Genomic DNA, 26,102 nt, shown 5'->3' on the forward strand with positions numbered 1-26,102 from the left:
AGTACAATATTTAATATATACTTTAAGGAGGTATGTTAGATTTAATTTCATGTCAGAAGCAAAAAATTTAATTTTAGCAACAATTCTTTCCATGTTAATTATGGTATTATGGCATATTATTTATGATAATTTTCTTAACACAAGCCAAAGCCAGCCATCGATTGAACATATTGAATCTTCTAACGACCTTGCTCCTATAATACATCAAAATCGTTCTGAAATTATTAATTCTACTCGAGAACAGAGAGTTAATTTAATCAATAACATGATTGAAGGATCGATTTCTCTGAAAGGTGCAAGATTTGATGACTTAATTTTAACTAATTATCACTTAGAACCGAGTTCTTCCTCTTCACAAGTAGTTTTACTGTCACCTGGAGAATCAAAAGATGTATATTTTGCAGAATTTGGATGGCTCGATCCAAGTGGCAAAATTAAAATTCCAGATTCTAAAACAGTCTGGCAAGTGGATGAGACTGAGCTGGCTAGTCGAAAAGTGGCCAATTTATTTTGGAATAATGACAATGGGATCGTATTTAGAATGAAAATTAGCCTTGATGATAACTACATGTTTAAAATCGAGCAAATTGTTGAAAATAACACAAAAAATAACGTAGTTTTAGTTCCTTATGGTAAAATCAATCGTAAACGTGATAATATTAACGAATCCTATTGGATATCACACGAAGGAGTACTAGGTGCATTTAACAATAAACTGGAGGAGTGGACATATAAGGATATTTCCAAGAAACGTTTAATAAAGACAAGCACAAGTGAAAAAAGTTGGTTTGGTTTTGCTGATAAATATTGGTTTACAGCTATCATAACTGAAAAATCTGATAAAATAAATGTAAGCATCAAGTATACGAATGTTAATAATATTGATAAATTTCAAGCAGATTTTGTTAGACCTTACAAACATATACTCCCTGGTGCAAGTGCTTCTACTCTGAACTACTTTTTTGCTGGGGCGAAGAAATTGAATTTACTTGATGCTTATAAAGACACTCTCAATATACCTTTGTTTGATAAGGCTGTAGATTTTGGTGTTCTTTATTTTATAACCAAGCCAGTGTTTTTATTGCTTGAATATTTTAACTTTGTTTTGAAAAATTTTGGCTTAGCAATATTATTGCTAACTTTAGTAATCAAGCTTTTGATGCTTCCCTTGTCTAATAGATCATATATTTCAATGTTTAAGGTAAAAAGTCTTCAACCTGAACTAACTCGTATAAAAGAGTTATATAAAAGTGACAGCTTAAAGCAGCATAAAGAGACAATAGCGTTGTTCAAGAGAAATAATGTAAATCCAATGTCGAGCATTTTCCCTATGCTCATACAAATACCAGTATTTTTTGCTCTATATAAAGTATTATTTGTTACTATAGAGATGAGACACGCCCCTTTTTATTTATGGATTAAGGATCTTTCAGCTCCTGATCCAACAAACATTTTTACATTATTTGGGTTGTTTAATTATAACTTTCCTATTTCTATAGGCATTTTACCTATAGTTTTTGGTATTACTATGATAATTCAGCAAAAGTTAAGCGAACCCAGCAAAGATGACATTCAAGTAAATGTTATGAAATTTTTACCTTACATTTCTGTTTTTATCTTTTCTTCTTTTCCTGCCGGCTTGGTGATATATTGGATATTTAGTAATATTATAACTTTAATTCAACAATCCTTAATAAAGTTCTTCTTAACAAGAAAAGTGGGGATGAATGTCGAAAATACTAATAGTTAATTCAAATTATTATACTGAAATAGCAAACCTTTTGCTTGAGGGTGCAACTAATAAATTCAAAGGAAATAATATTAATTATGAGATAATTGAAGTGCCTGGTGCATTTGAAATACCAGCTACAATTCTCTTTGCGATCAAAGGCAAGAATACTAATTATAACGGTTATTTAGCTCTTGGATGCGTAATTTGCGGTGAAACTGATCATTATAAATACGTTTGCAAAGGAGTAATCGAAGGCTTAAATGCAATTGTTATGCGTTATGCAATACCTCTTGGTATGGGCATAATCACAGCAGATAGTAAAGATAAAGCACTAGTTAGAGCTGACAAAAACAAAAAGAACGTTGGTGGCCATGCAGCCTCAACTGTTTTGCGTATGATAGATTTACACAATAAATTAAAATGATGGATATAGATAAAAGTTGGCGCATAAAAAGAAGTACAGCAAGATTTCTTGCCGTACAGGTTGTTTATTCGAATATTTTTATAGGTTACACTTTTAAATTGGAAGATTGTGAGCTTAAAGACTACATAAGTAAGTTGGAGAATATATTGGAATGCGAAGAATGTGACTATCAGTTCTTAGAAAATTTATTGCATAAAGTTATAAAAAGTAGTGAAGAATATGATAAAATAATAGAGTCTTATTTACACTCAAGCTGGTCACTTTCAAGATTAAATCTTATAAGCTTATCTATTTTGCGTGTTGCAGTATGTGAGTTAATTAATTGTGATACACCAGCCCCAGTTATTATTAATGAATATACTAACATTGCATCTGATTTACTTGATGCCCCAAACAAAATTGGTTTTATTAATGGGTTATTAGATAAGGTAAAGGATGCAGTCAGACTAAATAAAAATCCTTAGCCACTTCTCACGTATCTGTTTAGGGGAGTGGTTTAAAAAACGATAGATAGAAGATTATGAAAAGGCCTTTTGCTTCCAAAGGTCTTACCCCTTTTGAATTTATATGTTCTCAATGCTCCTGATTTATTTATACTAAACCCTCACCATTGCACTCTGGGACCATATAGCTAAGAGAAAATTACCAATCACATTTTTTATCTTGTGGCTTTATTTGCAATATTGCTATCAGGCTGACCAATAAGCAGAAGACTATATAAAGCCCAGCAGCAAAGTTTATTTTAGGGAATGTTATAGTAAACCAAGTGCATATCATAGGAGTGAATCCACCATGCAAGGCAAAAGAGATGTTGCGTGATAAGCTCACACCACTAAATCTAACATTGGTAGGAAAAAGCTCAGCAGTAACTATCCCTATAGGATTGATACCTCTCTCTATTATAGAAAGAACCATCACACTCAACATAATTATAAGATAGCTCTTATAGTAATATGCAATAGATAACATAGGACAACATAGTGCCATTGTGATCACTATAAATAAGATTACTGTACGCTCTCTTCCTACCTTATCAGCTAAAATTCCAAGCACTATTGAAGATATCGGCATTAATATACTGGTTATAACGAGCACAACTTCGTTGACATACGTTGTTACATAAGTCTCAACCGACACTATTTCTTTTGCAATTGTTCTAAGAAATATGGTAAATCCAACAGCAACATTAACAGGTACAGATATTAAAATGGCAAGTATCAGGGCTCTCTTGTAGCGTTTTGTAAGCTCTATTATTGGTAAATTAGGTAAATTTCTTTGTTCTCGATTTTTTTCATACGCTGGAGTTTCTCCTAATGTGTATATACTATATGCGCTGATTAATCCTAAAATAGCTGAAAAAGTAAACGGCACCCTCCAACCCCAAGCGTTAAAATCAGTGTTTTTTTTGCAGATGATCACTGCAATTACAGAGAGCAATATACCAATGGAGCGACCAAAACTTATTATTCCAAAAAACATTCCTAGTTTTTTCTTATTAGGTAAATGCTCTATGAGATAAACAGAACTGCCTCCTTGTTCAGCGCCAAGTGCAATCCCTTGTATCAGATGGATTGTAAGAAGCAATACAGTAGAAGTTATACCTATTTTATTATAACTTGGAATAAACGCAACGAGACTAGACGGAATCGATATTAGCAAGATAGCAATCGTTAACGCCATTCTCCTTCCATACCTGTCACCAATGTGACCAAATACAGATGCACCAAGTGGCCTTACCATAGCACCCAATCCTGCAATTCCAAACAATTGCAGGATGCTGTAGTAGATATCTTTTGCACAACAAAACTCTCTACTAATTATGTTAACCAGATCGATAAAGAGCATATGGTCATACCATATTGCGATTCTGCAGAGTATCGTTGCTATCAATACCCTTGTTTGTTGATTGTACACTTAGTTTAATTTGTAAATGTCTGCTTATTTTTATTTTGGCTTCTTTTTGGAATTTTGCAACTCAAGCGTATGGTTCGTATGTAGCAATTTAAATATTATTAAAATTGGAAATAGATTTCTTGCATAACCAGGTGTCATCCCAGTACTCCTTTCCCTGTCATTCAAGTAGCTGACACTGGGATGACACCTTTGTGTTTAAGACAAAACCTACTATAATATTTCTTCGCGAACAAATGTTCGTACAGTAGCTACTTGCATTTGTTGTAAACTCACTTTTTCTTGATTTTTTGGTTTATCTTGTCTACCTATTTTGCTACTCTGCTGAACGGATACATTTAATATATATATAAATTCCTATCTTTTATGTCTAACAAACCAAGTGTTGGTACGATTGTTGCTTTCAAGAAGATAACGGTTTCTACTGTCTTGGAGTTATTAGCCAGTTTCTTTGATTTTTGATGCAGTGAGCTTGAAGTATCTTTTCTATGCTCTATAAGCCCACCAATTACCATAACTTCGCCGCTCTTAACTTTTAAAGTAGAGTGCATTTCTCTGGTTTCAACAATTGGAATGTTGCTATTTAATTTCATTTTATTCTGCTGTGCGACATATTCTATATTTGGGTCTTTAGTGTAATCGTTAATCCTTGATAAAGTTGGGTGTATATCCATGAATATTTCATTAGTATCAATGTTAATGCTTGGGTGGATTATTAACACCACACCTATTGGAGTGCTATTCATCTTGGTAATTAAAGAATTTCTGGTATCTTTCTGTATATCGGAAGTAAAATAGATATGGTTTTTAGTAAATGAAATCATTGCTTGCTGATTATTTATAGCATGTACTCTAGGGCTTGAAATTACCTTTGAAGTGCCAAATTTATTTAGATTTTTTACTAAATACCCTAGATCAGAGTTTATCGCTAGGTCAATAATGGAGTTACCTTGATTTGTCATAGATTTGGTTTCATTATGCAAATCATTTAAGTTGATACCAGAAAGGTATTTATCGTCTAATATAACTTCAACTATTTTGGCCTCTATCATTACTTGAGAAGACGCCAATTTCTTAACTTTATTAATATATTCTTCAACAGCTTTGTGAATATCTTTTCTAGCATTCAGAATAATGACACCAGCTTCTCTGTTGGATGAAAGAAATTCACCATCATCCACTCCGTTAACATCCATTATTGCGTTTAAGCCTTTTTCTAACGAATTCCATAAGTCACTACTATATTGAGACTTCGTAACATTGTTATAGTTTCTATCAGCATCGCTGTCGGTAATATTGTTACCAATGACAAAATTGCTTTGAGCAGAGTGTTGAATATTGATGAAATCTACGTAATAATTTTGTGCGTATGGCAAATCCTGTTCAATTCTAATTACATCATTATTTATTGAGTAACGCAATTTGGCACTGTTGGCTATATTCTGAATTACTTCATTTATATTCTTATCCTTTAGCTTTAAAATAATATTACCTGATATTTTGGGGTCTATATCCAAGTTAACGTCAGAAAGTTTTCCTATCTCAACCAGTAAATCCTTTACTGATACTTCTTCATTAACATTAATAGAAAGAAACTGATTACTGATTGTAAGATCGGGAAATTCTACCGGCAAAGGTATCATTTCTGGTATTGCTGGTTCATTATTCTCCAAAGGAGTATTGTATTGTTGCAACAAGTAATTGTGCTTATAATTGTTTATGTTAATAGGATATTGCTTGGTAGGTAGATGTGTACAAGAAATAATAAAAAGGAGTATTAAACATCTAAAAATAACCATGAGGGCAGCATACAAGTCTATACTAATAGTTTTCTATAAAAATGTTAAAAATGTATTTAATTTCATTTTCATCGAGCAGATAGTTATCATATATTAGCTATAGCTAAAGTGACTTAGACAACCGTCATTCCGCTACTCGTTAGCACCGCGGCTAATATGTTTTGCACACTCTATCTTGTATTTAAATGTAGATCAGCATAGCCCTAATTTTTTTATATATTTTACTTCTTTCTCTATATTTTATAATAGGCTTGAAAATAAATGGTAAACCTATAATTGTTAAGCTTAGAGCTAGGATTGAAAGTACACAAAAGGCTTTGTGTTTACTATTTAGCTCTTTCAGGTAAAGCATCAAAAATCTACAAAATTTTTTGTAATTTTCTTCGATATTTTTTTTTCTATGAGCCTTGTCAATAAACATATCTATTGCAATATAATCATTACTACAATTAATTGCTCCTTTTTCTATTAACAGCTGAGCTATATCAAAATAATCCTTTTGAATAGTAAGATGCAGAGGTGTAAAACCTTGTTGATCACAAATATTCATATTGGCTTTTACTGCTAATAACATTCTTACAATTTCTACATGGCCTTTTTTAGCTGCAAGTAGCAGAGGAGTTCTGTTACATCTAGTGACGGCGTTAACATTTACCTTAAGCTCCAGCAAGAGCTTAACTGCTTTAGTATCACCATTATAGCTAGCTTTATGTAACCTGGTATTACCGCTACAATCTTGGTCATCTGCTTCTATTCCCTTTGAAACAAGGTATGTTACCATTTTCCTATTATTATGCTCAATAGCGCAATCCAGTGCATCAAAACCATGGTTGTTTTTTGTGCAAATAAACTCTTTCAACCTAGCTTTTGCTTGCTTTACAATAAGCTTTACCAGTTGTATTTTGTTGTTATACGCTGCTAGAAAAAGCGTAGTATTATTTTCTGAATCTTTGGCCTCTATATTTGCCCCTTTCTTTATCAGATATTCTATAATCTCTGCTCTACTTTCATAATGTGTAGTACATTGATAAATGGCCAAAAATAAAGGAGTGCGAAAGTTGTTATCTTCACATTCGAGATTTGCTCCACTATTAATTAAAGTCTGGACGCTCTTTTTAGAGCCGTATAATGAAGCTATGTGAAGAGGAGTGTAGCCCTCCTCAGCATCTTTTTCATTAATTTTTGCCCCTTTTGTTATTAAAAAATCTATTAACTCTGTGTCATCTTGTAATGTAGCAAGGTGCAGTGGAGTAAATCCATTTTTATCTCTAGAATTAATTGTTAATTGATTAACAAGAAGTTTAGCAACTTTTTTATGTCCATCCATAATAGCATAATGCAGTGGATTTCTGTTTTCGTTGTCCACAACATTAAAATCAGCTTCGTGCTCTAGTAATGATTTTACTCCAACTAAATCACCTTCTTTTGTAAACTTATGCAAGAGAGTGATTCCGCTTGCATCTTTTGAGTTAATATCAAAACCACTTTCTACTAATTGATGTATGTCTTCCTCACGTGCCATACCATTTCCCTCTTTCACATTAACAATACTCCCACTTAATTAAGTTTGAATGAATCTATAAGAGATAACGTTAGGGAGATTTGCGATAAACGGTAAGAAAAAGGGCAGGAGGATGGCTAAAGTCAAGATTAACTAAAAAGGCATGCTTAAGTTTTATCTAATACAACTAAAATGTAATAGTTTAGACTTGATCTGACAGGTGTGAATTAACTAACAGAAGAATTGAAAACTAATATCAGCATCTTGTTTAATGCTACTAATATTTTTCTGAAAAGCAACATGTATACTATCAAAAAACGTTTACATAGCAATATTTACTCAAATGTGGTGGCTTTGTTGCATGGCGATGTATAAGAAGCAGTGGAGGGAGGGATTTATGAGGCAAATTCGAAAATAGACATAGGGAGTACCATACGCGTCAAGTTAAGAGAATACGCCCAATATAGCAACCATTTAAGGTTTATTTGTTATATTTATTTTTTAAGAAATCTTGATCTAAAATAAGATAATTTTTTTAAAAGAGTCTATAAATTACTAATTTTATCGTTTAATATCTAAAATAATTTTTACTGCTTCTCTTCTTTCTTATGCCATTTTTCCTTAACTTGATGCGTATGGTTATTCAGACACTTCTGAACTCACCACTTTATTCCACTGGTCTTCATCTAAAATTTCCACACCTAACTCAATTGCTTTTTTATATTTTGATCCTGGATCTTCTCCTGCAATTAGGTAGTCAGTTTTAGCAGAAAGGCTTGAACTAATCTTTGCCCCCAAAGCTTTAGCCCTTACTTTTGCCTCTCCTCTACTCATAGCACGTAATTTACCAGTAAACACTACAATTTTGTTATTTAAAACAGAATCGCTAGAGTTGGAGCTCATAGGGAGAATTTGCAGATATGCGGTAAGATTATTTAACATTTTAATGTTACATTTCTGAGAAAAAAATGATTTCAAAGACTCAGCTACTTTTTCTCCTATGCCATCTATACCTACTAACTCAGCAGCATTTGATGACATCGAATCATACCAGTTATCGTAAGAAATATAATAATTTGCGAGCAATTCCGCTGCAACTTGGCCGATAAATCTGATACCCAAAGAAAATATAAATCTATCTAGAGTGATTACTCTTCTATTTTGTATAGCACTTAATAGATTGGCTATTGACTTCTCGCCCCAACCATGCTGCTCTTCTAAGGAAAATTCCTTTAATCTTTCCTCTAAAGCAAAAATATCTGGAATTTGTCTTATTAGGCCAAGATCATAAAAAAACTTTATTTGTTTTTCACCAAGGCCAACAATGTCAAATGCATCTTTTGACACAAAGTGTTTTAGTTTTTCTATTATTTGAGCTTTACAGGCAAATTCCTCAGGACATCTTACTGCTACTCCTTCAATCTGTACTTTACTACCACATTCAGGACATATGTCAGGAAACACAAATTCAGGCGTATTTGCGTGACGAGAACCTTCATCTACTTTGACAATTTGAGGAATCACATCCCCTGCCCTTTTAATTGTTACAACATCTCCCTCTCTTATGTCTTTACGTTTTATCTCATCTTGGTTATGTAGACTTGCTCTGCTAACTAGCACTCCGCCGATATTGACTGGTACTAAATCTGCAACTGGAGTTAAAACCCCCGTTCTACCCACCTGTATAAATATCTTATTTAACTTTGTTTTTGCATAAACCGCAGAAAACTTGTATGCAAGTGCTGAGCGTGGCGCTTTGTGTGTACTTCCCAGACGACTTTGTAGCACAAAATCATTTACTTTATAGACTATTCCATCGATATCATAATCCAAGTTATAGCGGCAATCATAGACCTCATTATAGAACTTCAGCATTCCATTCAAACTACTTGTTAAGGAACGATGCTCATTTACACAAAAACCAAGTTTCTCAAGCTTTTCTAGTACTTCACTTTGGCTTTTCTCCATCTCACCAATTAAAGAATAAGCAAAATATCTAAGAGGCCTCTTTGCTGTAATGTTCGCATTCAATTGCTTTAAAGAACCAGCGGCTGCATTTCGAGGATTAGCAAACTCATTGTTTTCATTTAACTTCAAAAAATCGCTGTTACTGATATATATTTCACCCCTTACTTCTAGCCTTCCTTGCACACCCTGTAAAAACTTAGGAAAGCTTTTTATTGTTGCAACATTGTGAGTTACATCTTCTCCTACAAAACCATCACCTCGAGTTGCAGCTTTAACAAATCTTCCATCTTCATAAATTGCAGAAAACGACAATCCATCAACTTTTGGCTCACATAGTATCTCTATTTCATTCTTAATTAAAAACCTCTTTATTTTAGACAAAAATTTCTCTACACCTTGTTCATCATAAGCATTTTCAAGAGAAAGCATAGGTTCTTGATGTTCCACCTTAGAAAACCTCTCATCAGGGAGAGCACCAACACTATCTTGTGTTGCATAATCTCGTGGAAGTGGAAGTTGTGCCTCTATTCCAGCTAACTTTTTCTTCAGTTCATCATATTCAGCATCACTTATTTCTGGCTTACTTTTTTGATAATATAAGACATTATGATAATTAATTTGATCTTGCAGTTTCTCTCTCATCTTTTCTAAGTTAGTCATGATACCAATATAATGCTCTTTGTCGTCAAGTCATGAATTTTTTTCAAAAGGTACCATAAATGATTTCAATTTGCTATGCATACTACTGTTCTGAAAAGTAATTATACTAATATTAATATAATATTTATATTAATATTAGAATTATTTTTAAGTTAAGGAGTATATTATGACAAAATATAACTGGGATGATCAACTGAGGTACGACACACAGAATACAGTATGGAAAGTAGATCCGAACGAACCAAAAAATTCAGAAAGTCAATTGAGTTATGAACCTTTAGCATATAGCTGGAACTTTGGTAGTAAAATAAGAGACGTGTTGGGCGTAAGTAAGGCAGCAAAAGAAGCTGCAGGAGAAGTAATAGCCGAAATGAGTGACGATTTAAAGGCAGAAGCTAGAAAAGGCAGCTAAAGAAACAGCTGAAGCTGAAATAAACAAAAAAGCTCAGGAAATAGAAAAAAGTATATTGAAGTCAGTAGATGCAAGTGCCGAAAAAGCAGCTGAAAAAGCAGTAAAAAATGTAGGACCAGAAGTTGCAGATCTGCTGAAGCCAGAAATAAAAACTCAGGTAGAAGAAGAAGTAAAAAAATACAGTGAAGAAAAAATTGAAAGCCTTATCAAACCTGAGATCACAAGCAAAATAGATGATCTTGTCACTGAACAAAATGAAGAAGCAAGAAAACTTTTAGAAAGTGAAATGGATAAGTTAATCAAAGATGCACATAAAAATTTGAATGGAAAAATAAATAAGATTGAATGTGAACTTACAGAAGCAACATCTCATATCTTAAAAATTGGTGCAAACAGTCTCCATGAGAGCGCAAAATTATTTTCTCTTATGGCAGAAAATGCAACATGTGAAAATCAAGATTTAGTGTATTTTTAATCACAACAGGAGTTTTCGTACTAGGGATTTTATGGGCAAAATTGAAAAAGCCCATAAAAACCTTAGCCATATATAGAATTACTTTGTTAAATATTCTCTACTCCCAGGTTTCGTTATGGGTAATTGTTTTAATTCACTTGGCAGTTCTTCCTCGCTATAGTTTTTGATGTTCAGTTCAATCAAAGATATGATAGGAAAAGGTAGTTTTGTTTCACTATTTCTCTTTATCAAAGAAGCTTCAGCAACAACTTTACCTCCCTCCTCTTCTCCACATTTTACTGCTTCAAGTGAAGATTTACCTGTGGTTATCACATCTTCAATTAGTAATATTTTTTCACCTTGTTTGATTTTAAATCCGCGGCGCAATTCAAACTTACCATTAACACGCTCGCAGAACATTGTTCTGATTCCAAGCTGTCTGCCAATCTCATAACCCACTATTATTCCTCCAATTGCAGGAGATAGTATTAAGTCTATGGGTTCAATAATCTCTTTTCTTATTTTATTTGCCAATAATTCACAAATTTTCATCGCTCTGCTTGGATGTTCAAAGATCTTAGCACATTGTATATACGTATCGCTGTGCAGCCCTGATGAGAGTACAAAATGCCCGTGCAAAATCGCACCAGCTTCTTCAAATTCTTTTATTATCGGATTATCTAGTATCATTTTAAGTTTTACATTCTTTATTAATTATCTGCGTTATACAGACATCAGACCACACATTTATTGCAGTTTCAAGCATATCGATGATTGTATAAATAGGCAAAATCAGTCCCATAATGTACAAAGGAACATTCATTGATACCAGATAACTAGTTGCCATAAAATAGCACCCCATCGGCACTCCAGCGTTGCCAATTGCAGCTCCTGTAGCTAAGAAAATCCATATGAACATCTCACTTAAGGAAAATGTGTGCCCGTTCATCTCCGCAACAAACATCACTGTGATTAAAATAAATGCAGCACACGCATTCATATTGATTGTTGTACATATTGGTAGAATAAAAGACGATAATTTCTTTGGTACCTTTAGCTGATTTTGCACACATTCTATAGTTGTAGGCAGCGTCGCGCTGGATGACTTAGAAAAAAATGCAAGTGTGAGTGCTGGCATAACTCCCTTCATCGTTTGAATTGGTGATATGCCTTTATACCACATAAGTAGTGGCAAAATCACAAATGCTTGCACGAAATTTGCAGACATTATGCAAGCAAAATACCAAAAAAGACTATGGAATTCGCTGCCACCCTTTAACTCGTATAAAAAACATGTGATAAAAGACCATACAGCAAGAGGAATAAACTTTAATAATCCTTGAGCAATTTTAAGAAGTGTATCAAACAGTGCAGAGAATATTTGGTGTAATATATCTTGTTTTTCTTTTGAGAGCGAAATAATAGCTCCACCCATTAAAAAAGCAATTAGTATGCTACCAATAACGTTATTTTCAAGAAAAACTTGCACAAAATTTGATGGAATGAGTGATTTTAAGTATGAAAAGTAATTGTGATTGCTGTCACTCACACTTTCTATTGTGTTACTTATGAAATTTTTTCTCACTGGATCCACGAGTAAATAGAAAGATAGCGCAACAAACGCAGCTATAATGGTTGTAAGCAGCGTATAAAACAGTGTTTTCTTAAGTAAAACTTTAATTTCAATTGAGTCTTTAAGCCCGGAAATTGTGGACACGATAGATAGAAAAACTAAAGGTAAGCTAATCAATTTCAACAGACTGATGAATATATCGCTAAATAGCTTTGCAACTTCAAATATCACTTCATTATTTAAGTAGTAAGCAACGACTGCAAGCAGTATAGAAAAGAGTATTGCAAGTTTGTGCATCGAAAATAAAACCTCAAAATAATATTATACAATAATTTTTGGAATTAGGTTAAAATAACCGGAAGCAGCTATCTACCCAAAACCCTTATCTCCCACTCAAGTTCAACGTTAAATTTATCTTTTACTGCATCTTTTACTCTGTTGCCAAGGTTTTCTAAGTCAAATGCAGTTGCATTATTGTAATTGAGCAGAAAATTACAATGTTTCTTAGAAATTTTAGCTCTGCCGTTATTTAATCCTCGGCAGCCGGACTCATCAATCAGTTTCCATGCCTTGCAGCCTCTTGGATTTTTAAATATGCAGCCAGCAGTTTTTCCTCCTACTGGTTGGCTTTTGTTTTTTTTATCAATAACTTCCTTTAATCTTTGCAATATAAGCTCATACTCTGAACTTACTCCTTTAAACTCAGCTTCAACAAAAATCCACCTTCCTTTTAGACTATGTCCACGATAAAAATATCCCATTTCTTCGCTGGAGAATTCATATAAATTTCCATCTTCTAGATTTACTGCTCTTATCGACTGTACAACACTTGCAATATCACTACCATATGCACCTGCATTCATTTCTATTCCACCGCCAACTGTTCCTGGAATTCCAGCAAGAAACTCAAGTCCGCTAATTTCTTGTTCCCCAGCAAAGTATGCAAGGTTACTAAGCAGCGCAGCACCACCCGCAATTATGGAGTTATTATCTTTACATTTAATATACGCAAATTCCTTACCTAATTTCACCGTTATTCCTCGAATGCCACTATCTTGCACTATTATGTTAGATGTTGCACCAATAACACTAATTGGTAACTCAGTATCCTTTATCAAGCACATTAGATCTTCAATGTCACGTGGCTTAAATAGTACATCAGCTTGGCCACCAACATTTAACCATGTCATTTTAGACATTAAAACATTATAACGATAGATTCCGCGTACTTTAGGTAAGCTTATAAGCATTTTGACTTTAACTCTAATCCTGCATCCATACCCATTTTTTCTGCATCTTCTACAAACGAAGTGCGCTCAGTAAAGTATATACCCCTTTCGTCTGCTAACATACAATAAAGATGCAGCATGTTTTCACTCACATATTCTGCCAAGGCTGCAAGCGGCGTAAAGCATGAACCATTTACTGTCTTCATGAAACTGCGCTCTGATTTTGTCCTTATAAAAGACATATTATTATTAATTTTCTCTAAAAGATCGATAACTTTTACATCATTCTTTCGACATTGAATGCAAATTACCCCCTGCCCTACCGCGCTTAACATGACTTTTGGTGGCAATACCTCTGTAATTGAGTGATGTTTTTTTAATCTTATCAGCCCTGCTTCAGCTAGAATTATTCCATCAAAATTTTGATTTTGCAGTCTAGTTGCCACATTTCCACGCAGTGGTACTATATTCAGATCTGGCCTAAAATTTAGCAATTGAACTTTTCTTCTTATTGAAGAAGTTGCAATCATAGCCTGCTGTGGCAAAGATTTTAGGCTTTCATATTTATGAGAAACAAATACATCACATGGACTTAACCTCTCTAAAACACAAGGGATTGCCAAATCCTTCGAGAAAAATGCAGGTACATCTTTTAACGAATGAACTGCCATATCTATATTATTCTCAAGCAATTCAGCCTCAATCTCTCTGAGGAACAGTCCCTTACCTCCTATTTCAGCAAGGTTTACATTAGCATGTTTGTCACCAGAAGTTTTAATTTTAATGATCTCAAAGGATAGATTAGGAAAAGACTCTGATAATCTTTGTTTTGCTTCCAAAGCTTGGGCAATTGCAAGGTCGCTTCCCCTCGTACCTATTTTAACTAGCATATATTCTTCATATTGTATGTCTATATTCTATGCCTATTTTTTATTATCTCCAATTTAGTTATTGAACATTTTGTAGTTAGCTCTTAGTATCACGCGCGTTAGTAATTGAGGAGTTTATATGTTTGATATTTTAAAAGATTCTAATGGCAGATTTAATAAAAAAAATGCTTTACCCCTTTTCAGTTTCACTGTCGCTAGTGTTCTAACAGCATTAAGTACAGCAGTAGCAATTCCCAGTTTTTTCTCTCATCCTTCTCTATCTAATCATCTCAATTGGGAAGGTCCAAGTTATAGTGAATTTCTTACTACTCACATACCAACTACTATAGTTACTTTTTCAATACTTGGTTTATGCATTTACCTTCCGATTGATAGCATTAGAAGAAATAAACAAATAGAGAATCTTAAAGCTAATTCTGAACCTAATTCATACATTTATAACATTTCAGTAAATAATGTTTCAGAAGAGCAAATTGCAGACCGTCAATTATAGTTAAGTAGTCTTAATCTTTTTTAGGTACTTGTGATTAGCAACTATTCGGTTTACAATGCACCTAGTATAGTTTAAATTTATGTTAAGCAAGCTCATAGTTAAATCTCTTTCGGTATTACTAATTTTTTTGCTATCTTTATACATAATACTGCCAAATTTCTTTGATAATAAGTTTTTCATCTCAAAAAAGAGAATAAATCTAGGGCTTGATTTGAAAGGTGGATCATCTCTGCTCCTGGACGTAGACTTAGATTTCTACTTTAAAGAAAAATCTAGCATGCTAGCCGATGAGATAAAAGAAGGTCTGTTAACGCAAAGTAGCATAAAAAACGATAAACAAATAGTTGTAACTTTAAGTAATATTGATGATTACAAAAAAGTTTCAACGTTAATCCACAAAATAAACCCAAACTTAGAGCTGAGTAGAAAGGATGTTTCAATTCTCATTTCATATAAACCGAATTATAAGAATTCATTAATCAATGAAGTAGTTTCTGAATCGATAATTAATGTCCAAAGGCGATTAGATAAGCTTGGTACTAAGGAAGTAAGTGTACAAAAACAAGGACAGAATAAGATATTAGTCCAAGTTCCTGGAGTAGAAGACACTCAGCAGATAAAATCTCTTCTTGGCAAAACAGCTAAGCTAGCTTTCCATTTTGCAAACACTAACGTAGCAAAGTTGCAAGATATAGACTATGAAACTACGGTTATGCTCAAGGATTCTTTGGGTAATTCCTATCCAATATTCCGCAAGACTGAAATAGGCGGTGATTCATTGGTCAATGCATCAGTTAGATTCAGCAATTTAGGTAAACCAACAGTACATTTTAAATTTGACAGCGTAGCGAGTAAAAGATTTGCGAAAATCACTAAAGAAAATGTAGGAAAGCCTTTTGCAATTGTTCTAGATAACACAGTCTTAACTGTACCAACGATACGTGAACCAATTCTAAATGGAGAGGGAGAAATTAGCGGTAACTTCACTGAAAAACAAGCGAGCGAACTTGCAATACTTTTAAAATCTGGTGCACTACCTGCACCACTTAAAATAATTGAAGAAAAAAACATTGGTCCAAGCCTTGGAGAAGAGTCAATAAAAGCAGGAAAAAGAGCAGCGATAATTTCAATTATCGCTGTTGCTTTATTTATAATGATTATTTATGGCAAGTTAGGCTTGTTGGCGTCTGTTGCGCTTGCTTTTAATGTAACTTCCATACTACTCATTCTCACCCTACTTGAAGCAACTCTTACTCTCCCTGGAATTGCCGGCATTGCACTAACTGTTGGCATGTCTGTAGATGCAAATGTTTTGATATTTGAACGTATTCGCGAAGAAATAAGAGCAGGAAAAAGAACAGCTCGTGCCATTGAAGAAGGATTCAAAAATGCAATAAAAACAATCCTTGATTCAAACTTCACTACATTAATTGCTGCGGGAATAATGTTTATTATTGGTAGCGGAGCAATTAGAGGGTTTTCTGTCACTTTATCAATAGGAGTCTTATGCTCGATGTTTTCTGCAATTACAGTCACAAAACTCCTGATAGAATTGTGCGTGAACCCGAAGAAGCTAGTACTTTAGTATCTGTTCAGCAGAGTGACAAAATAAGATAGGCAAAAAAATGTAGGAATAAATGGTCAGTGCGTGACACACAGCTGCATGAGCATTATCCGTAAGAAGATGTCATTCGAGTAGCCTTTGTGATGTCATTCCAGTGCTTCTTCTACTGTCATCCCAGTGCTTGACACTGGGATCCAGATTGCAAGTAATTAATTGGAGTATGGGTTTTGCGTTATAAAATGAGGCACTTTTGGTAAAGAAAACTGGATTCCAGCATCAAGTGCTGGAATGACATGGTGAAATGTCATTCCCCTCTCTTATCATTCGAGTAGCTGACACTGATTCCTTTATGATGGTGTCATCCCAGTGCTTGACACTGGGATGACATTATGGAAGCTGGGGTAAATATGGAAGCTGGCATGACAAGAAAAGAAACACTGGTTTCACATGCATCTGCAGTACTTTATTAGTCTACTACTTTCATTCCTACAACATTATACCCTGAATCAACATGCAAAATTTCTCCAGTTGTACCACTGCTTAAATCGCTTAATAAATATAGTGCTGCCTTACCAACATCCTCTATTGTAACATTGCGTCTAAGCGGAGAATTATTTCTATTCCACTCTGATATGAAGTGAAAATCACTTATTCCAGAAGATGCCAAAGTTCTGATTGGACCAGCGGAAATTGCATTCACTCTGATGTTCTGCGGACCAAGATCACATGCTATATATTTTACACTTGCTTCAAGTGCTGCTTTACATAAACCCATAACATTATAATTTGGCATCACTTTTTCAGCACCATAGTAAGATAAAGTAAGTAAACTACCACCATTTAACATCATTTTTTCGGCCCTTTGTGCTAAAGCAGTAAAAGAATAGCACGATATATGCATTGCCTTGGAAAAGTTGTTTAGTGAAGTATTGACATACTTACCATTTAACTCATTTTTATCGGAAAATGCTATTGCATGTGCCAAAAAGTCAAAAGTACCCCACTTTTCCTCTATTTCCTTAAAAGCATTATCTATGGTTTCCTCATTTGAAACATCACAGTGCAATATTAGCTCCACATTTAATTCATTCGCTATTGGTAATAATTTTTCTTTTATTGTTTCATTTTGATAAGTGATTGCAAATTCTGCTCCATGCTCTGAAAGAACTTTTGCTATACCATACGCTATCGACCTTTTATTCATTATTCCAGTTATTAACCCTTTTTTGCCCTGCAATACCATAAAATTATTTGCCTTTTTTATAATTTGGAATATTAACTAGGCAAAGTCAATTATGTTTTAACTGTAGCTAGCGTATATTAAAAAAAATTGCTTCCGCATATTTTCAATCTAATTATAATTACAAATAGAGATATTTTAAGAGCTCAAAATCTATCTTTGTCTGCAGACTTTTTAATCAAACTCAATAAACTTCAGTGTATGTCTGTCGTATGTGCACTGCATTTTATTTTTTACACAGGAGGATTTTATGTCCAGAATTCCAGACACTTGACCTTTACTTTAGCAAAAACCCACTGGCGCCTATGGTTTTTATAAAGAAAGCACAGAAAATAAAAATACTTTAAAGAATATGAAATAAGGACGTTAAGATATAGGCTGCCTACATTTGCAAGCAGCTCATACCGCCTTCTTAATTACTTACTCCTCGAGCAGAAGAAAGTTGTTTTGGCACAACTACACTTTCTATACTTGCTGAAGGCTTATGTGAAACCCCTACTATTTCAGAACCTTCTTGTCTTAAATGCGATAATGCTTCATATAGAGGCTTTGCTTCATATTGCCTTCCTACTTTTACCTCTTGGTATGCAGCTAACTGATCCCAAGTGAAACCATTGCTTTCAATAAGCTTTACAGAACCGTCATCACTAATATTGATTTTCATCTTACACTCTTTTCCTTCAACATACCAATTCAAGGTCATATCATATGAACCGTTAGCTACTTCATAAATTCTTGCTCCATGCTCATCAATCTGACAACGTATTCCCCTTGTATGACTTTTATCAGGAAGGCACAGCGTAATTGTTTTTACTTCATACTTTTTACACACATCATTACTTATAAGACCCATCAAATTTACTTCCTTTGTGTTATCATCTAGCACAATTCTTACAACAGGCTTAACACTATTATCTGCGTTTTTACTTTCCTTGAGTTTTATAACACTACTTTTTACATTTTTAGCTATCTCCTCTTTAATCTGCTCAGCAACTTTGCCTGTAATCTCCTTACCATTATACTTATTCCCTTCAGCAGTGTACCTATACATACCCTCACTATTCTTATGAACATGAGGCTTTTGTATTACTTTATTAGTGGTATTAGTAGAAGTATCATTCTGCGCTTTAAAGAACTTCTCCCACTCTTCCTGATTATTAATAACAAGAAACTTCTCAGAAGCTTCTCTTTTTTTCCTTTCTTCAATATCCTCATGCTTAGACGCATAAGCTTCCTTGCAAAAAGAAACTGGATTTACAACTTCAGAATTTTTTGGATTACCTAACATTATATACCTCTCTATAAATATCGTTAACATAAAATGTTTTTAATGAGAGGTCAACAAAAAAAAAGCCCTACAAATTTCTGAAAGGGCTCTCAATTAAACTTTATATAGAAATGGTAAAATTACTAATCTTATGTTTAATGTTTTAGATAGCATGCGCGCACACGTACTTAATCTCTGTCGTATGTGCACTGCATTTTATTTTTTACACAGGAGGATTTTGTGTCCAGAATTCCAGATACTTGACCTTTACTTTAAAACCAACTGGCGCCTATGGTTTTTATAAAGAAAGTGTAGGAAATAGAAATACTTTAAAGAATATGAAATAAGAGTGGAAAAGATTATGGCCAAATCTATTTCGTGAGTAGCCAAAAACCGTTTCATATTCGTTCAGGCAAGGTAGTTATAAGTAAAAATAGCAGATAGTGTCATGCAAGTAGCTGACACCCCTTTGGTGGACCACACACACAACTTTACGAACATTGCAATATGGCACATAGTAAATGATGTCATTCCAGCGCGCGACGCTGGAATCCAGAAAAAAAGAACCAGTGTCAAGCACTGGGATGACACCCTCTTTATTAGGCCTAAATCACAATGTTCGTACAGTAAGCACTGACCATTTTTCGTATAAATTGCCTTTATAAACAAATATCTGTAACAACAATTCCCCCATCTTGAAAATTTCAGAAAAACTTGCCTGCTGCTTTTAACAACTGATATTATTTAAATTTCCAAAACCAATCTATTTAGATCTTCTATGTAATTTTTGATTTTAACAAGGAAAGTAACTGCTCCTTTGCCATCAACTATTCTGTGGTCGTAAGAGAGAGCAATGTACATCATCGGTCTGATTTCAATTGAGTTGCCTACAGCAACTGGCCTATTTTGTATACAGTGCATGCCAAGTATTCCAGATTGCGGAGGGTTTATTATCGGAGTGGAAAGGAGTGAACCGTATACACCACCGTTTGAGATAGTAAATGTTGCACCTTCCATGTCTGACACTTGCAGCTTACTTTCTCGTGCTTTTTTACCAAGGGCAACTAAAGTGAGTTCAATTTCGGCAAATGACATTTGGTCAGCATTTCTAATAACTGGCACAACAAGACCTTTATCAGTGCCAACAGCAACACCTATGTCATAATAATTTTTATATATGATTTCATCACCTGAGATTTCAGCGTTAATCTCATGAATTTCTTTCAGTGCTTGCACTGCTGCCTTTATAAAAAACGACATGAAACCCAATTTTATTCCATATTTCTTTTCGAAAGTTTCTTTATATTTTGCCCTGAGATCCATGACATTTTTCATGTCAATTTCATTGAACGTGGTCAGTATTGCAGCAGTATTTTGCGATGCTTTCAAACGAGCAGCAATTACTTGCCTTATTTTGCTCATTTTCACTCGTTCTTCTCTTCTCTCTCCACTTACTACACTTTTTGGTAGTTCGACCGCAGGTTGTTCAGCCTTATTCATATGATCTATCACATCTGCTTTTGTTATTCTGCCTCCCATGCCAGTTCCTTTTACACTTTCTGCACTGATTGCATTTTCTTCCATAATTTTACGAGCTGACGGAGCGTCTTTTTTAGCAGCGCCTTCGCCTTTATCTTCTTTTTTTACTTCTTCTTTTACCTCTCCTACAGCAAATTTTGCCAGTAATTGATCAGGGCTGATTACATCATCTTCTTTCACAAAAAATTCAGTTATTTGTCCTGAAGCTTCTGCAGGTAATTCTAACGCCGTTTTGTCAGTTTCAATTTCAAAGATCAAGTCATCTAATTTTACTGCTTCGCCAATATTTTTCTTTATTTTGACTATACCTTCCGTGATCGATTCACCACCAAGAGTTTTTGGTGCTCTGACTTCTATAATTTTGCTCATAAAACAACTTCCGTATAAAACTTTCTATAAATTTATACATGAAAAGAAGTGTATAACAAACTAATAAATTCATTAGAAGTACCAAGTTTTTCTGCCACCTATCATCTAAGTAGCTGGTTCAGAAAACTTTATTCATAGAGTAGAGTATAGACTATCAATGATTTTTCAGTAATAATATAGTTTTAGGTTGATGTAGTGAACGCTTCATACAGAGATATAGACGTTAAGTTAATTGATATTGTTAGGATGGGTAAAACCGAATAACAGGTTGAATTCAAATGTTAAATCTAGAATCTCTGCCAAAACATCTAGCAATTATTATGGATGGTAATGGTAGGTGGGCAAACAATCAAGGAAGGATAAAAATTGATGGTTATAGAAAAGGCAGTGAGGTTGCATGTGATATTGCTAAGCATTGCACAATCTTGACCATACCTTACTTAACTTTGTATGCATTTTCCATGGAAAATTGGCTCAGACCTAAAAACGAAACTAACTGCCTATTTGATTTATTTTATTCCGTTTTAACCAATGAAGATAAAATCAATTTCATTTACAATCATAACATTAAACTGAATTTTATTGGCAATTTAAGTCTATTGCCCAGTAAAATATTCGATCAAATTAAAAAGGCAGAAGAAGTGACACATAAGAACGATGGCCTATTACTTACTGTTGCAGTTAGTTATGGAGCAAAGCAAGAAATTATACATGCTATCAACAACATCATAAAAGGAAATATCGATTGCGTATTGGAAGACGAATTTGAAAAATTTCTGTATACTAAGGATTTGCCAAAATTGGATTTATTAATTCGCACTGGTGGCGAAAAAAGGTTAAGCAACTTTTTATTATGGCAAGCAGCCTATGCTGAATTGTATTTTTGTGATACTTTGTGGCCTGATTTTTCTTGTCAAGATTTGACCGAAGCACTAGAAGATTATACAAAAAGAGAGAAAAAATATGGTAGATAATAACTTTATGGTTAGAATATTGTCCTCAATAGTAATATTACTCATATTTTCTTTTGCTACATATTTCAGTGATTTATCATTTTATCTACTAATTTTTTCAATCGCAGTTTTATCTTCTTTTGAATGGTATAACCTAACTCAGGGCAATAGAATCTTATACATTTTCGCATTACTATTAATTGCATTACCAAATGCCTCGTTAATATACCTCTATAGCTTACCACAGGGAAAATATGTACTAATATGGCTCGTCTTAACTATTTGGAGTATCGACATTGCTGCCTATTTTTTCGGCAAAAATTTTGGTAAAACTAGAATTTGTCCAATCATTAGCCCAGGCAAAACTTGGTTAGGGCTTTTTGGTGCAGTTTTAGCTGGAGTAGTGTGTACAATTTTTGGCTCAATATTTTTGAGTTTATTTCCAATTCTTTATTCTCCAATAATTGGCTTTACAATTGCTATTCTAGCCCAACTTGGAGATTTTACTGAGTCACTCATCAAAAGAATTTACAATGTTAAAGATAGTGGAGGTATAATACCCGGTCATGGGGGAGTACTTGACCGTATGGATAGCTTCATTTTTACTGCCCCTCTCATTGCTATTTACATAAGCTAAAAAAATGAAGTACTATTAAATTTGGGTTCTTTTCTTTTCACTCACTGCTTTCACTTCAATAGATTGAAATTCTTCGAAGTTTACTATTTCATTCATTGGCTTATTACAATAAGGACAACACATTTCTCCTTCTTTATGTAAATATACTACTGGATGACCAGAACCATCATCATTCTCATCACCACGGCAGCAAACTATTAAATTATTATCCCTCACTTCTGACATGTCGCTCCTTTAGTTTATAGTATTTTATACATTGAACATACTCGTTTGAAAATAAAAAAGACAACGGATATTTATTATCCATCTTTTACCCTATTTAGGTTAATCAATTCATTTTCTACACTTTTTGATACAAACTTGCTAACATCTCCTCCTAATCTCGCTATTTCCTTTACAAAACTTGATGAGATAAATTGAGTATCCTCAGACGCAGGAAGAAATATAGTTTCAATTTCAGGAGAGAGTTTGTAGTTTACCCAACTCATTTGAAACTCATAATCAAAATCTGATACTGCTCTGAGCCCTCTGATAATAACAGAGGCATTCTGCTCTTTGGCAAACTTCATTAATAACCCATTGAAAGATATGACATTTGCATCAATCCCTAGTCCTTTCACTTCATTTTCAGCCATGCTTGTGCGCAGATTTATGTCAAAAGCAGTATGCTTATTAACATTTTCTGCAACACTGATTACTAACTTATCGACTAGCTTACATGCTCTTTTTATTATGTCAAGATGCCCAAAGGTTATAGGATCAAATGTACCAGGGTAGATTCCTATTTTGTTATTAGTGTTCATTTTTTGTTTCTATACTTCAAAAACTTTTGATGGACATGATAACGTTTTTTATCTAAAAATGAAAGTACGTAGTTGGCCTGATAGCTCAGTTGGTAGAGCAAAGGACTGAAAATCCTTGTGTCGCTGGTTCGATTCCTGCTCAGGCCACATTCTTTTTCTTATCAAATTTACCTTTTTATTGCAAAATATTCTATAATATGTTATGATGTTGATATAAGTGTTAAGAAGTTAAACTATATGTATAAATGTTATAGCAAAGTGTTTAATATCCTATTAATTGTAGTTCTATTATTAAGCAATATTACTTATGCTGGCGTTAGTGAAAAACCGGCATCAACTGCCTTGACGGCAGAAAATAGAGTAAATGATGACATAGTTGTTGGTTTGTTAAAAACGGAAGAAGAGACATACCCGCATGAGCTTGGGCTATCTCAAAGTGTCTACGAGATGCTTAATAATTTTAGAGTTAAAATTGTACTGATTGATTATAATGAAATAATTAGCCTTAAAAAAATTCAGACAGAGTCACTTAATCTCGCAAAACAAGATGAAACATTGGCAAAAAAGTTAACATTAGACCGAATAAAAGTTAAAGTTGCAAAGTTTATTAAAGAACACAAAATAAATAGAATATTCATTCCAGGAAATTACTACAATTTACACTCCGAACCTTTTCCTCCTACTCCTTGTCGCCAGCTTGTTACTGAAGCAATTGTAAAAATCATTGATGATAACCCTGCAATTCATTTACTTGGCATATGTGGTGGTTTGCAAGGCATAATGAATGCAAAGGGAATTGAAGTAGTGAGTGTGGCAAATCTTGTGAGTGATGAAGAGAAGCGAAGATCTCATTTAAAATCAGCACCTAATCCACAGAAAGAGGATGTACCTCTCCAGCAGATAAAGATCGTTCCCAACAGTCGTTTAGCCGAAGTGGTTGCTAGATTTTTATCACCTGACGAAAATGGTTGGTTTTCAACATGTTTTCCAGATGCTCACTCGGGAGCAGTGAGCAATACACCAGAAAATAGAAGAAAATTGGAGTTACTTGGATATAAAGTTACAGCATTTTCGAGTGATGGGGTAATAGAGGCTATTGAAGATAAGCATGGTAATATTTACTTTCAAAGTCATCCAGAAGCCCTTGTTGTGAAGTCAGATAAAAACCTCTATCTATCAAATCACAAGGAACGTCAGGTTTCAACATTAGTTGCTATAGCAATTATAAATGATTTTCTTTATCGCGCTTAATGCTAAAATAAGGAAAATCATTTAATGTCATGCACTGGCATGACAGAAGAGGAAGTACTGGAAAGAAATGGGTGTCATTCCAGCGCGTGACGCTGGAATCCAGATTTATTTAAAGTTAAGTTTTCTGGATCCCAGTGTCTAGGCACTGGGATGACAAGAAAAGGCTACTTGAATGACAAGAGAGGAAGTACTGGTATGACACTTTTGGTGGAACACACATAACTGTACAAACATTGTGATACAACAGTAGTTTACATAAATCCCATAGCGTGCCGAATGAAACGTTTTTTAAGAAAATCTGAATTTTCAACTACCATTAAACCAAATGCTCTAGCGCAAAATATTCTATTGGAAAATATCCTATTTAGCCCATCAGTTGCAAGTGCCATGGTAAAATTATCAAAGTATCTGTCACGTGAAATTTTTTTCAATAGGTAATGACTGCCAACGTCAATACCAGAGACTTTTGCAGTAGTTATTTGTCTTATAACACTCTCTACATCTCTCATTCCAAGATTAAGTCCTTGACCTGCAACTGGATGGATTGAATGTGCTGCATCGCCAATAAGCAAAATTCTGCTTTTATATAACTTTCTCGCAAAAGTAAAACTCAAAGGGTAAGATCTTCTTTCACTCTCTAACTCAATTTCTCCCAAATAAGAACCAAATCTTTTTTTGAGCTCTATGATAAATTCCTTTTCGGATAAGCTCATTAGCATTTTTGAAATTTCGTATTTTTCTGTCCAAACTATTGAAGAAGTATAGCCACCTTTCATTGGCAAAATTGCAAATGGACCACCAGGAAAAAACCGCTCTACAGCTAAGTTTTGGTGATGCAATTCATGCTTTACATTAAATACTATACTATTTTGTTTATAATCAAATTTTATCATTGGTATAGAAAACAACTTTGGCAACTTAGAGTTTTTACCTTCAGCGCAGATAAATAGCGATGATATCAATTGCTGATCATTATCAAGAGTAACTTCCACGTATCCTTTGTCACAAGCAATTGTTTTATAGGAACGTGGAGAATATATATTGAGTTTATGCAAAAAATTATTATTGATTGCATTCCATATAATAGCATTGTTGATTACATAACCCATTGGTTCTTCACCGACCATTTTATGGTCATAGTGCACAGTAAATGGGCTATCTCCATCTAATATGCATATATCAAGTATTGGTTCAGTTTCACCCTCTAAGAACTGCCAGATCCCTAATTTTTCCAATATCTTTTTTGATCCTTGAGAAATGGCAAATGCTCGATTGTCATTAACTGTACGTGGTAGACTATTTTTTTCAATTACGGCTACAGATACAGAATCATTACTGAGGCCAATAGCAGTAATAAGACCAATCAGCCCACCACCTGAAATGATTACATCGTAATTCATTTTATTTACCTAAAATTATATTTTATTCGTTTT

The 26,102-nt window shown here is 34.0% G+C and carries 24 protein-coding genes, 1 tRNA gene and 2 pseudogenes; 12 read left to right on the forward strand and 15 right to left on the reverse strand.

Features of this window, described 5'->3' with window-relative positions; all coding sequences use genetic code 11:
• Positions 1-49 precede the first annotated feature (49 nt).
• From yidC to ABLO99_RS08705, 4 genes and pseudogenes are all read left to right on the forward strand, one after another.
• Positions 50-1,750, forward strand: a complete 1,701-nt coding sequence (gene yidC / locus ABLO99_RS05700; RefSeq protein ID WP_047758765.1) for a membrane protein insertase YidC — start codon at positions 50-52, stop codon at positions 1,748-1,750.
• Entirely contained in the window at positions 1,728-2,156 is a 429-nt protein-coding gene (locus ABLO99_RS05705) for a 6,7-dimethyl-8-ribityllumazine synthase (protein ID WP_047758766.1), read from the forward strand. Before yidC ends, ABLO99_RS05705 begins: the two co-directional genes overlap by 23 nt.
• Positions 2,153-2,620, forward strand: a complete 468-nt coding sequence (nusB, locus tag ABLO99_RS05710; RefSeq protein ID WP_238580335.1) for a transcription antitermination factor NusB — start codon at positions 2,153-2,155, stop codon at positions 2,618-2,620. Before ABLO99_RS05705 ends, nusB begins: the two co-directional genes overlap by 4 nt.
• A 59-nt stretch (positions 2,621-2,679) precedes the next feature.
• Positions 2,680-2,791: pseudogene (locus ABLO99_RS08705) on the forward strand (IS481 family transposase); the annotation flags it as partial.
• A gap of 7 nt (positions 2,792-2,798) precedes the next feature.
• Here ABLO99_RS08705 and ABLO99_RS05715 read toward each other — a convergent pair.
• The 5 genes and pseudogenes from ABLO99_RS05715 to ligA all read right to left on the reverse strand — a co-directional run bounded on the left by ABLO99_RS05715 (position 2,799) and on the right by ligA (position 9,995).
• Positions 2,799-4,070 carry an MFS transporter gene (locus tag ABLO99_RS05715; protein WP_047758768.1) on the reverse strand — a complete coding sequence of 424 codons (1,272 nt, stop codon included), beginning with the start codon at positions 4,068-4,070 and terminating at the stop codon, positions 2,799-2,801.
• 335 nt (positions 4,071-4,405) lie between these two features.
• Positions 4,406-5,866, reverse strand: a complete 1,461-nt coding sequence (locus ABLO99_RS05720; RefSeq protein WP_047758769.1) for a secretion system protein — start codon at positions 5,864-5,866, stop codon at positions 4,406-4,408.
• A 181-nt stretch (positions 5,867-6,047) separates the two neighbouring features.
• The gene (locus tag ABLO99_RS05725) at positions 6,048-7,388 is read right to left on the reverse strand and encodes an ankyrin repeat domain-containing protein (protein ID WP_349967146.1); all 1,341 of its coding nucleotides are present in this window, start codon (positions 7,386-7,388) and stop codon (positions 6,048-6,050) included.
• A gap of 210 nt (positions 7,389-7,598) precedes the next feature.
• Positions 7,599-7,716: pseudogene (locus ABLO99_RS08710) on the reverse strand (IS481 family transposase); the annotation flags it as partial.
• Between the two features lie 290 nt (positions 7,717-8,006).
• A complete protein-coding gene (ligA, locus tag ABLO99_RS05730; protein ID WP_349967147.1) occupies positions 8,007-9,995 on the reverse strand; it encodes an NAD-dependent DNA ligase LigA in 1,989 nt (662 codons plus the stop codon).
• Between the two features lie 166 nt (positions 9,996-10,161).
• On the opposite strand from ligA, the gene ABLO99_RS05735 reads away from it, so the two are divergent.
• The gene (locus ABLO99_RS05735; protein WP_047758773.1) at positions 10,162-10,407 is read left to right on the forward strand and encodes a hypothetical protein; all 246 of its coding nucleotides are present in this window, start codon (positions 10,162-10,164) and stop codon (positions 10,405-10,407) included.
• Between the two features lie 55 nt (positions 10,408-10,462).
• A complete protein-coding gene (locus ABLO99_RS05740) occupies positions 10,463-10,882 on the forward strand; it encodes a hypothetical protein (protein ID WP_349967149.1) in 420 nt (139 codons plus the stop codon).
• Between the two features lie 78 nt (positions 10,883-10,960).
• Here ABLO99_RS05740 and pyrE read toward each other — a convergent pair whose 3' ends face one another.
• The 4 genes from pyrE to hemC all read right to left on the reverse strand — a co-directional run bounded on the left by pyrE (position 10,961) and on the right by hemC (position 14,553).
• Positions 10,961-11,551 (reverse strand): orotate phosphoribosyltransferase, encoded by a 591-nt coding sequence (gene pyrE, locus ABLO99_RS05745; protein WP_349967150.1) that lies wholly within the window; start codon positions 11,549-11,551, stop codon positions 10,961-10,963.
• Position 11,552: 1 nt separating this feature from the next.
• Complete coding sequence (locus ABLO99_RS05750) at positions 11,553-12,731, reverse strand: dicarboxylate/amino acid:cation symporter (protein ID WP_349967152.1); 1,179 nt, start codon at positions 12,729-12,731, stop codon at positions 11,553-11,555.
• Positions 12,732-12,799: 68 nt separating this feature from the next.
• Positions 12,800-13,684: a UDP-N-acetylmuramate dehydrogenase gene (gene murB, locus ABLO99_RS05755; protein WP_047758776.1), complete on the reverse strand. Its 885-nt coding sequence runs from the start codon at positions 13,682-13,684 to the stop codon at positions 12,800-12,802.
• Positions 13,675-14,553 (reverse strand): hydroxymethylbilane synthase, encoded by an 879-nt coding sequence (hemC, locus tag ABLO99_RS05760; protein ID WP_047758777.1) that lies wholly within the window; start codon positions 14,551-14,553, stop codon positions 13,675-13,677. Before hemC ends, murB begins: the two co-directional genes overlap by 10 nt.
• Positions 14,554-14,671: 118 nt before the next feature.
• Here hemC and ABLO99_RS05765 point away from each other — a divergent pair, with 118 nt between their 5' ends.
• Positions 14,672-15,046 (forward strand): hypothetical protein, encoded by a 375-nt coding sequence (locus ABLO99_RS05765; RefSeq protein ID WP_047758778.1) that lies wholly within the window; start codon positions 14,672-14,674, stop codon positions 15,044-15,046.
• Between the two features lie 79 nt (positions 15,047-15,125).
• A complete protein-coding gene (gene secD, locus ABLO99_RS05770) occupies positions 15,126-16,631 on the forward strand; it encodes a protein translocase subunit SecD (protein ID WP_349967155.1) in 1,506 nt (501 codons plus the stop codon).
• 445 nt (positions 16,632-17,076) lie between these two features.
• Here the strand turns inward: secD and ABLO99_RS05775 are convergent, their stop codons facing one another.
• The 3 genes from ABLO99_RS05775 to odhB all read right to left on the reverse strand — a co-directional run bounded on the left by ABLO99_RS05775 (position 17,077) and on the right by odhB (position 21,025).
• Entirely contained in the window at positions 17,077-17,853 is a 777-nt protein-coding gene (locus tag ABLO99_RS05775; RefSeq protein ID WP_349967156.1) for an enoyl-ACP reductase, read from the reverse strand.
• 409 nt (positions 17,854-18,262) lie between these two features.
• On the reverse strand, positions 18,263-19,138 hold the full coding sequence (locus ABLO99_RS05780; protein WP_349967158.1) for a hypothetical protein: 876 nt from the start codon (positions 19,136-19,138) through the stop codon (positions 18,263-18,265).
• 723 nt (positions 19,139-19,861) lie between these two features.
• Positions 19,862-21,025: a 2-oxoglutarate dehydrogenase complex dihydrolipoyllysine-residue succinyltransferase gene (gene odhB, locus ABLO99_RS05785; protein ID WP_349967159.1), complete on the reverse strand. Its 1,164-nt coding sequence runs from the start codon at positions 21,023-21,025 to the stop codon at positions 19,862-19,864.
• Between the two features lie 278 nt (positions 21,026-21,303).
• Between odhB and uppS the strand changes: the two genes are divergently transcribed.
• Positions 21,304-21,999, forward strand: coding sequence for a polyprenyl diphosphate synthase (gene uppS / locus ABLO99_RS05790; RefSeq protein ID WP_349967161.1), 696 nt, complete (start codon positions 21,304-21,306; stop codon positions 21,997-21,999).
• Entirely contained in the window at positions 21,989-22,615 is a 627-nt protein-coding gene (locus ABLO99_RS05795; RefSeq protein ID WP_047758785.1) for a phosphatidate cytidylyltransferase, read from the forward strand. The genes uppS and ABLO99_RS05795 overlap by 11 nt, the downstream gene beginning before the upstream one ends.
• Positions 22,616-22,630: 15 nt before the next feature.
• On the opposite strand, the gene ABLO99_RS05800 is transcribed toward ABLO99_RS05795, so the two are convergent.
• A complete protein-coding gene (locus ABLO99_RS05800) occupies positions 22,631-22,840 on the reverse strand; it encodes a zinc-finger domain-containing protein (RefSeq protein WP_047758786.1) in 210 nt (69 codons plus the stop codon).
• A gap of 74 nt (positions 22,841-22,914) precedes the next feature.
• A complete protein-coding gene (gene coaD, locus ABLO99_RS05805; RefSeq protein ID WP_047758787.1) occupies positions 22,915-23,418 on the reverse strand; it encodes a pantetheine-phosphate adenylyltransferase in 504 nt (167 codons plus the stop codon).
• A gap of 74 nt (positions 23,419-23,492) precedes the next feature.
• On the opposite strand from coaD, the gene ABLO99_RS05810 reads away from it, so the two are divergent.
• Positions 23,493-23,565 (forward strand) — tRNA-Phe (locus ABLO99_RS05810).
• A 90-nt stretch (positions 23,566-23,655) separates the two neighbouring features.
• Positions 23,656-24,669: a gamma-glutamyl-gamma-aminobutyrate hydrolase family protein gene (locus tag ABLO99_RS05815; RefSeq protein WP_349967164.1), complete on the forward strand. Its 1,014-nt coding sequence runs from the start codon at positions 23,656-23,658 to the stop codon at positions 24,667-24,669.
• Between the two features lie 251 nt (positions 24,670-24,920).
• Here ABLO99_RS05815 and ubiH read toward each other — a convergent pair whose 3' ends face one another.
• Complete coding sequence (ubiH, locus tag ABLO99_RS05825) at positions 24,921-26,069, reverse strand: 2-octaprenyl-6-methoxyphenyl hydroxylase (protein ID WP_349967165.1); 1,149 nt, start codon at positions 26,067-26,069, stop codon at positions 24,921-24,923.
• Positions 26,070-26,102: the final 33 nt, after the last annotated feature.

Origin of the sequence: Wolbachia endosymbiont of Armadillidium arcangelii (assembly GCF_040207875.1) — a bacterium.
Classification (GTDB): Bacteria; Pseudomonadota; Alphaproteobacteria; order Rickettsiales; family Anaplasmataceae; genus Wolbachia.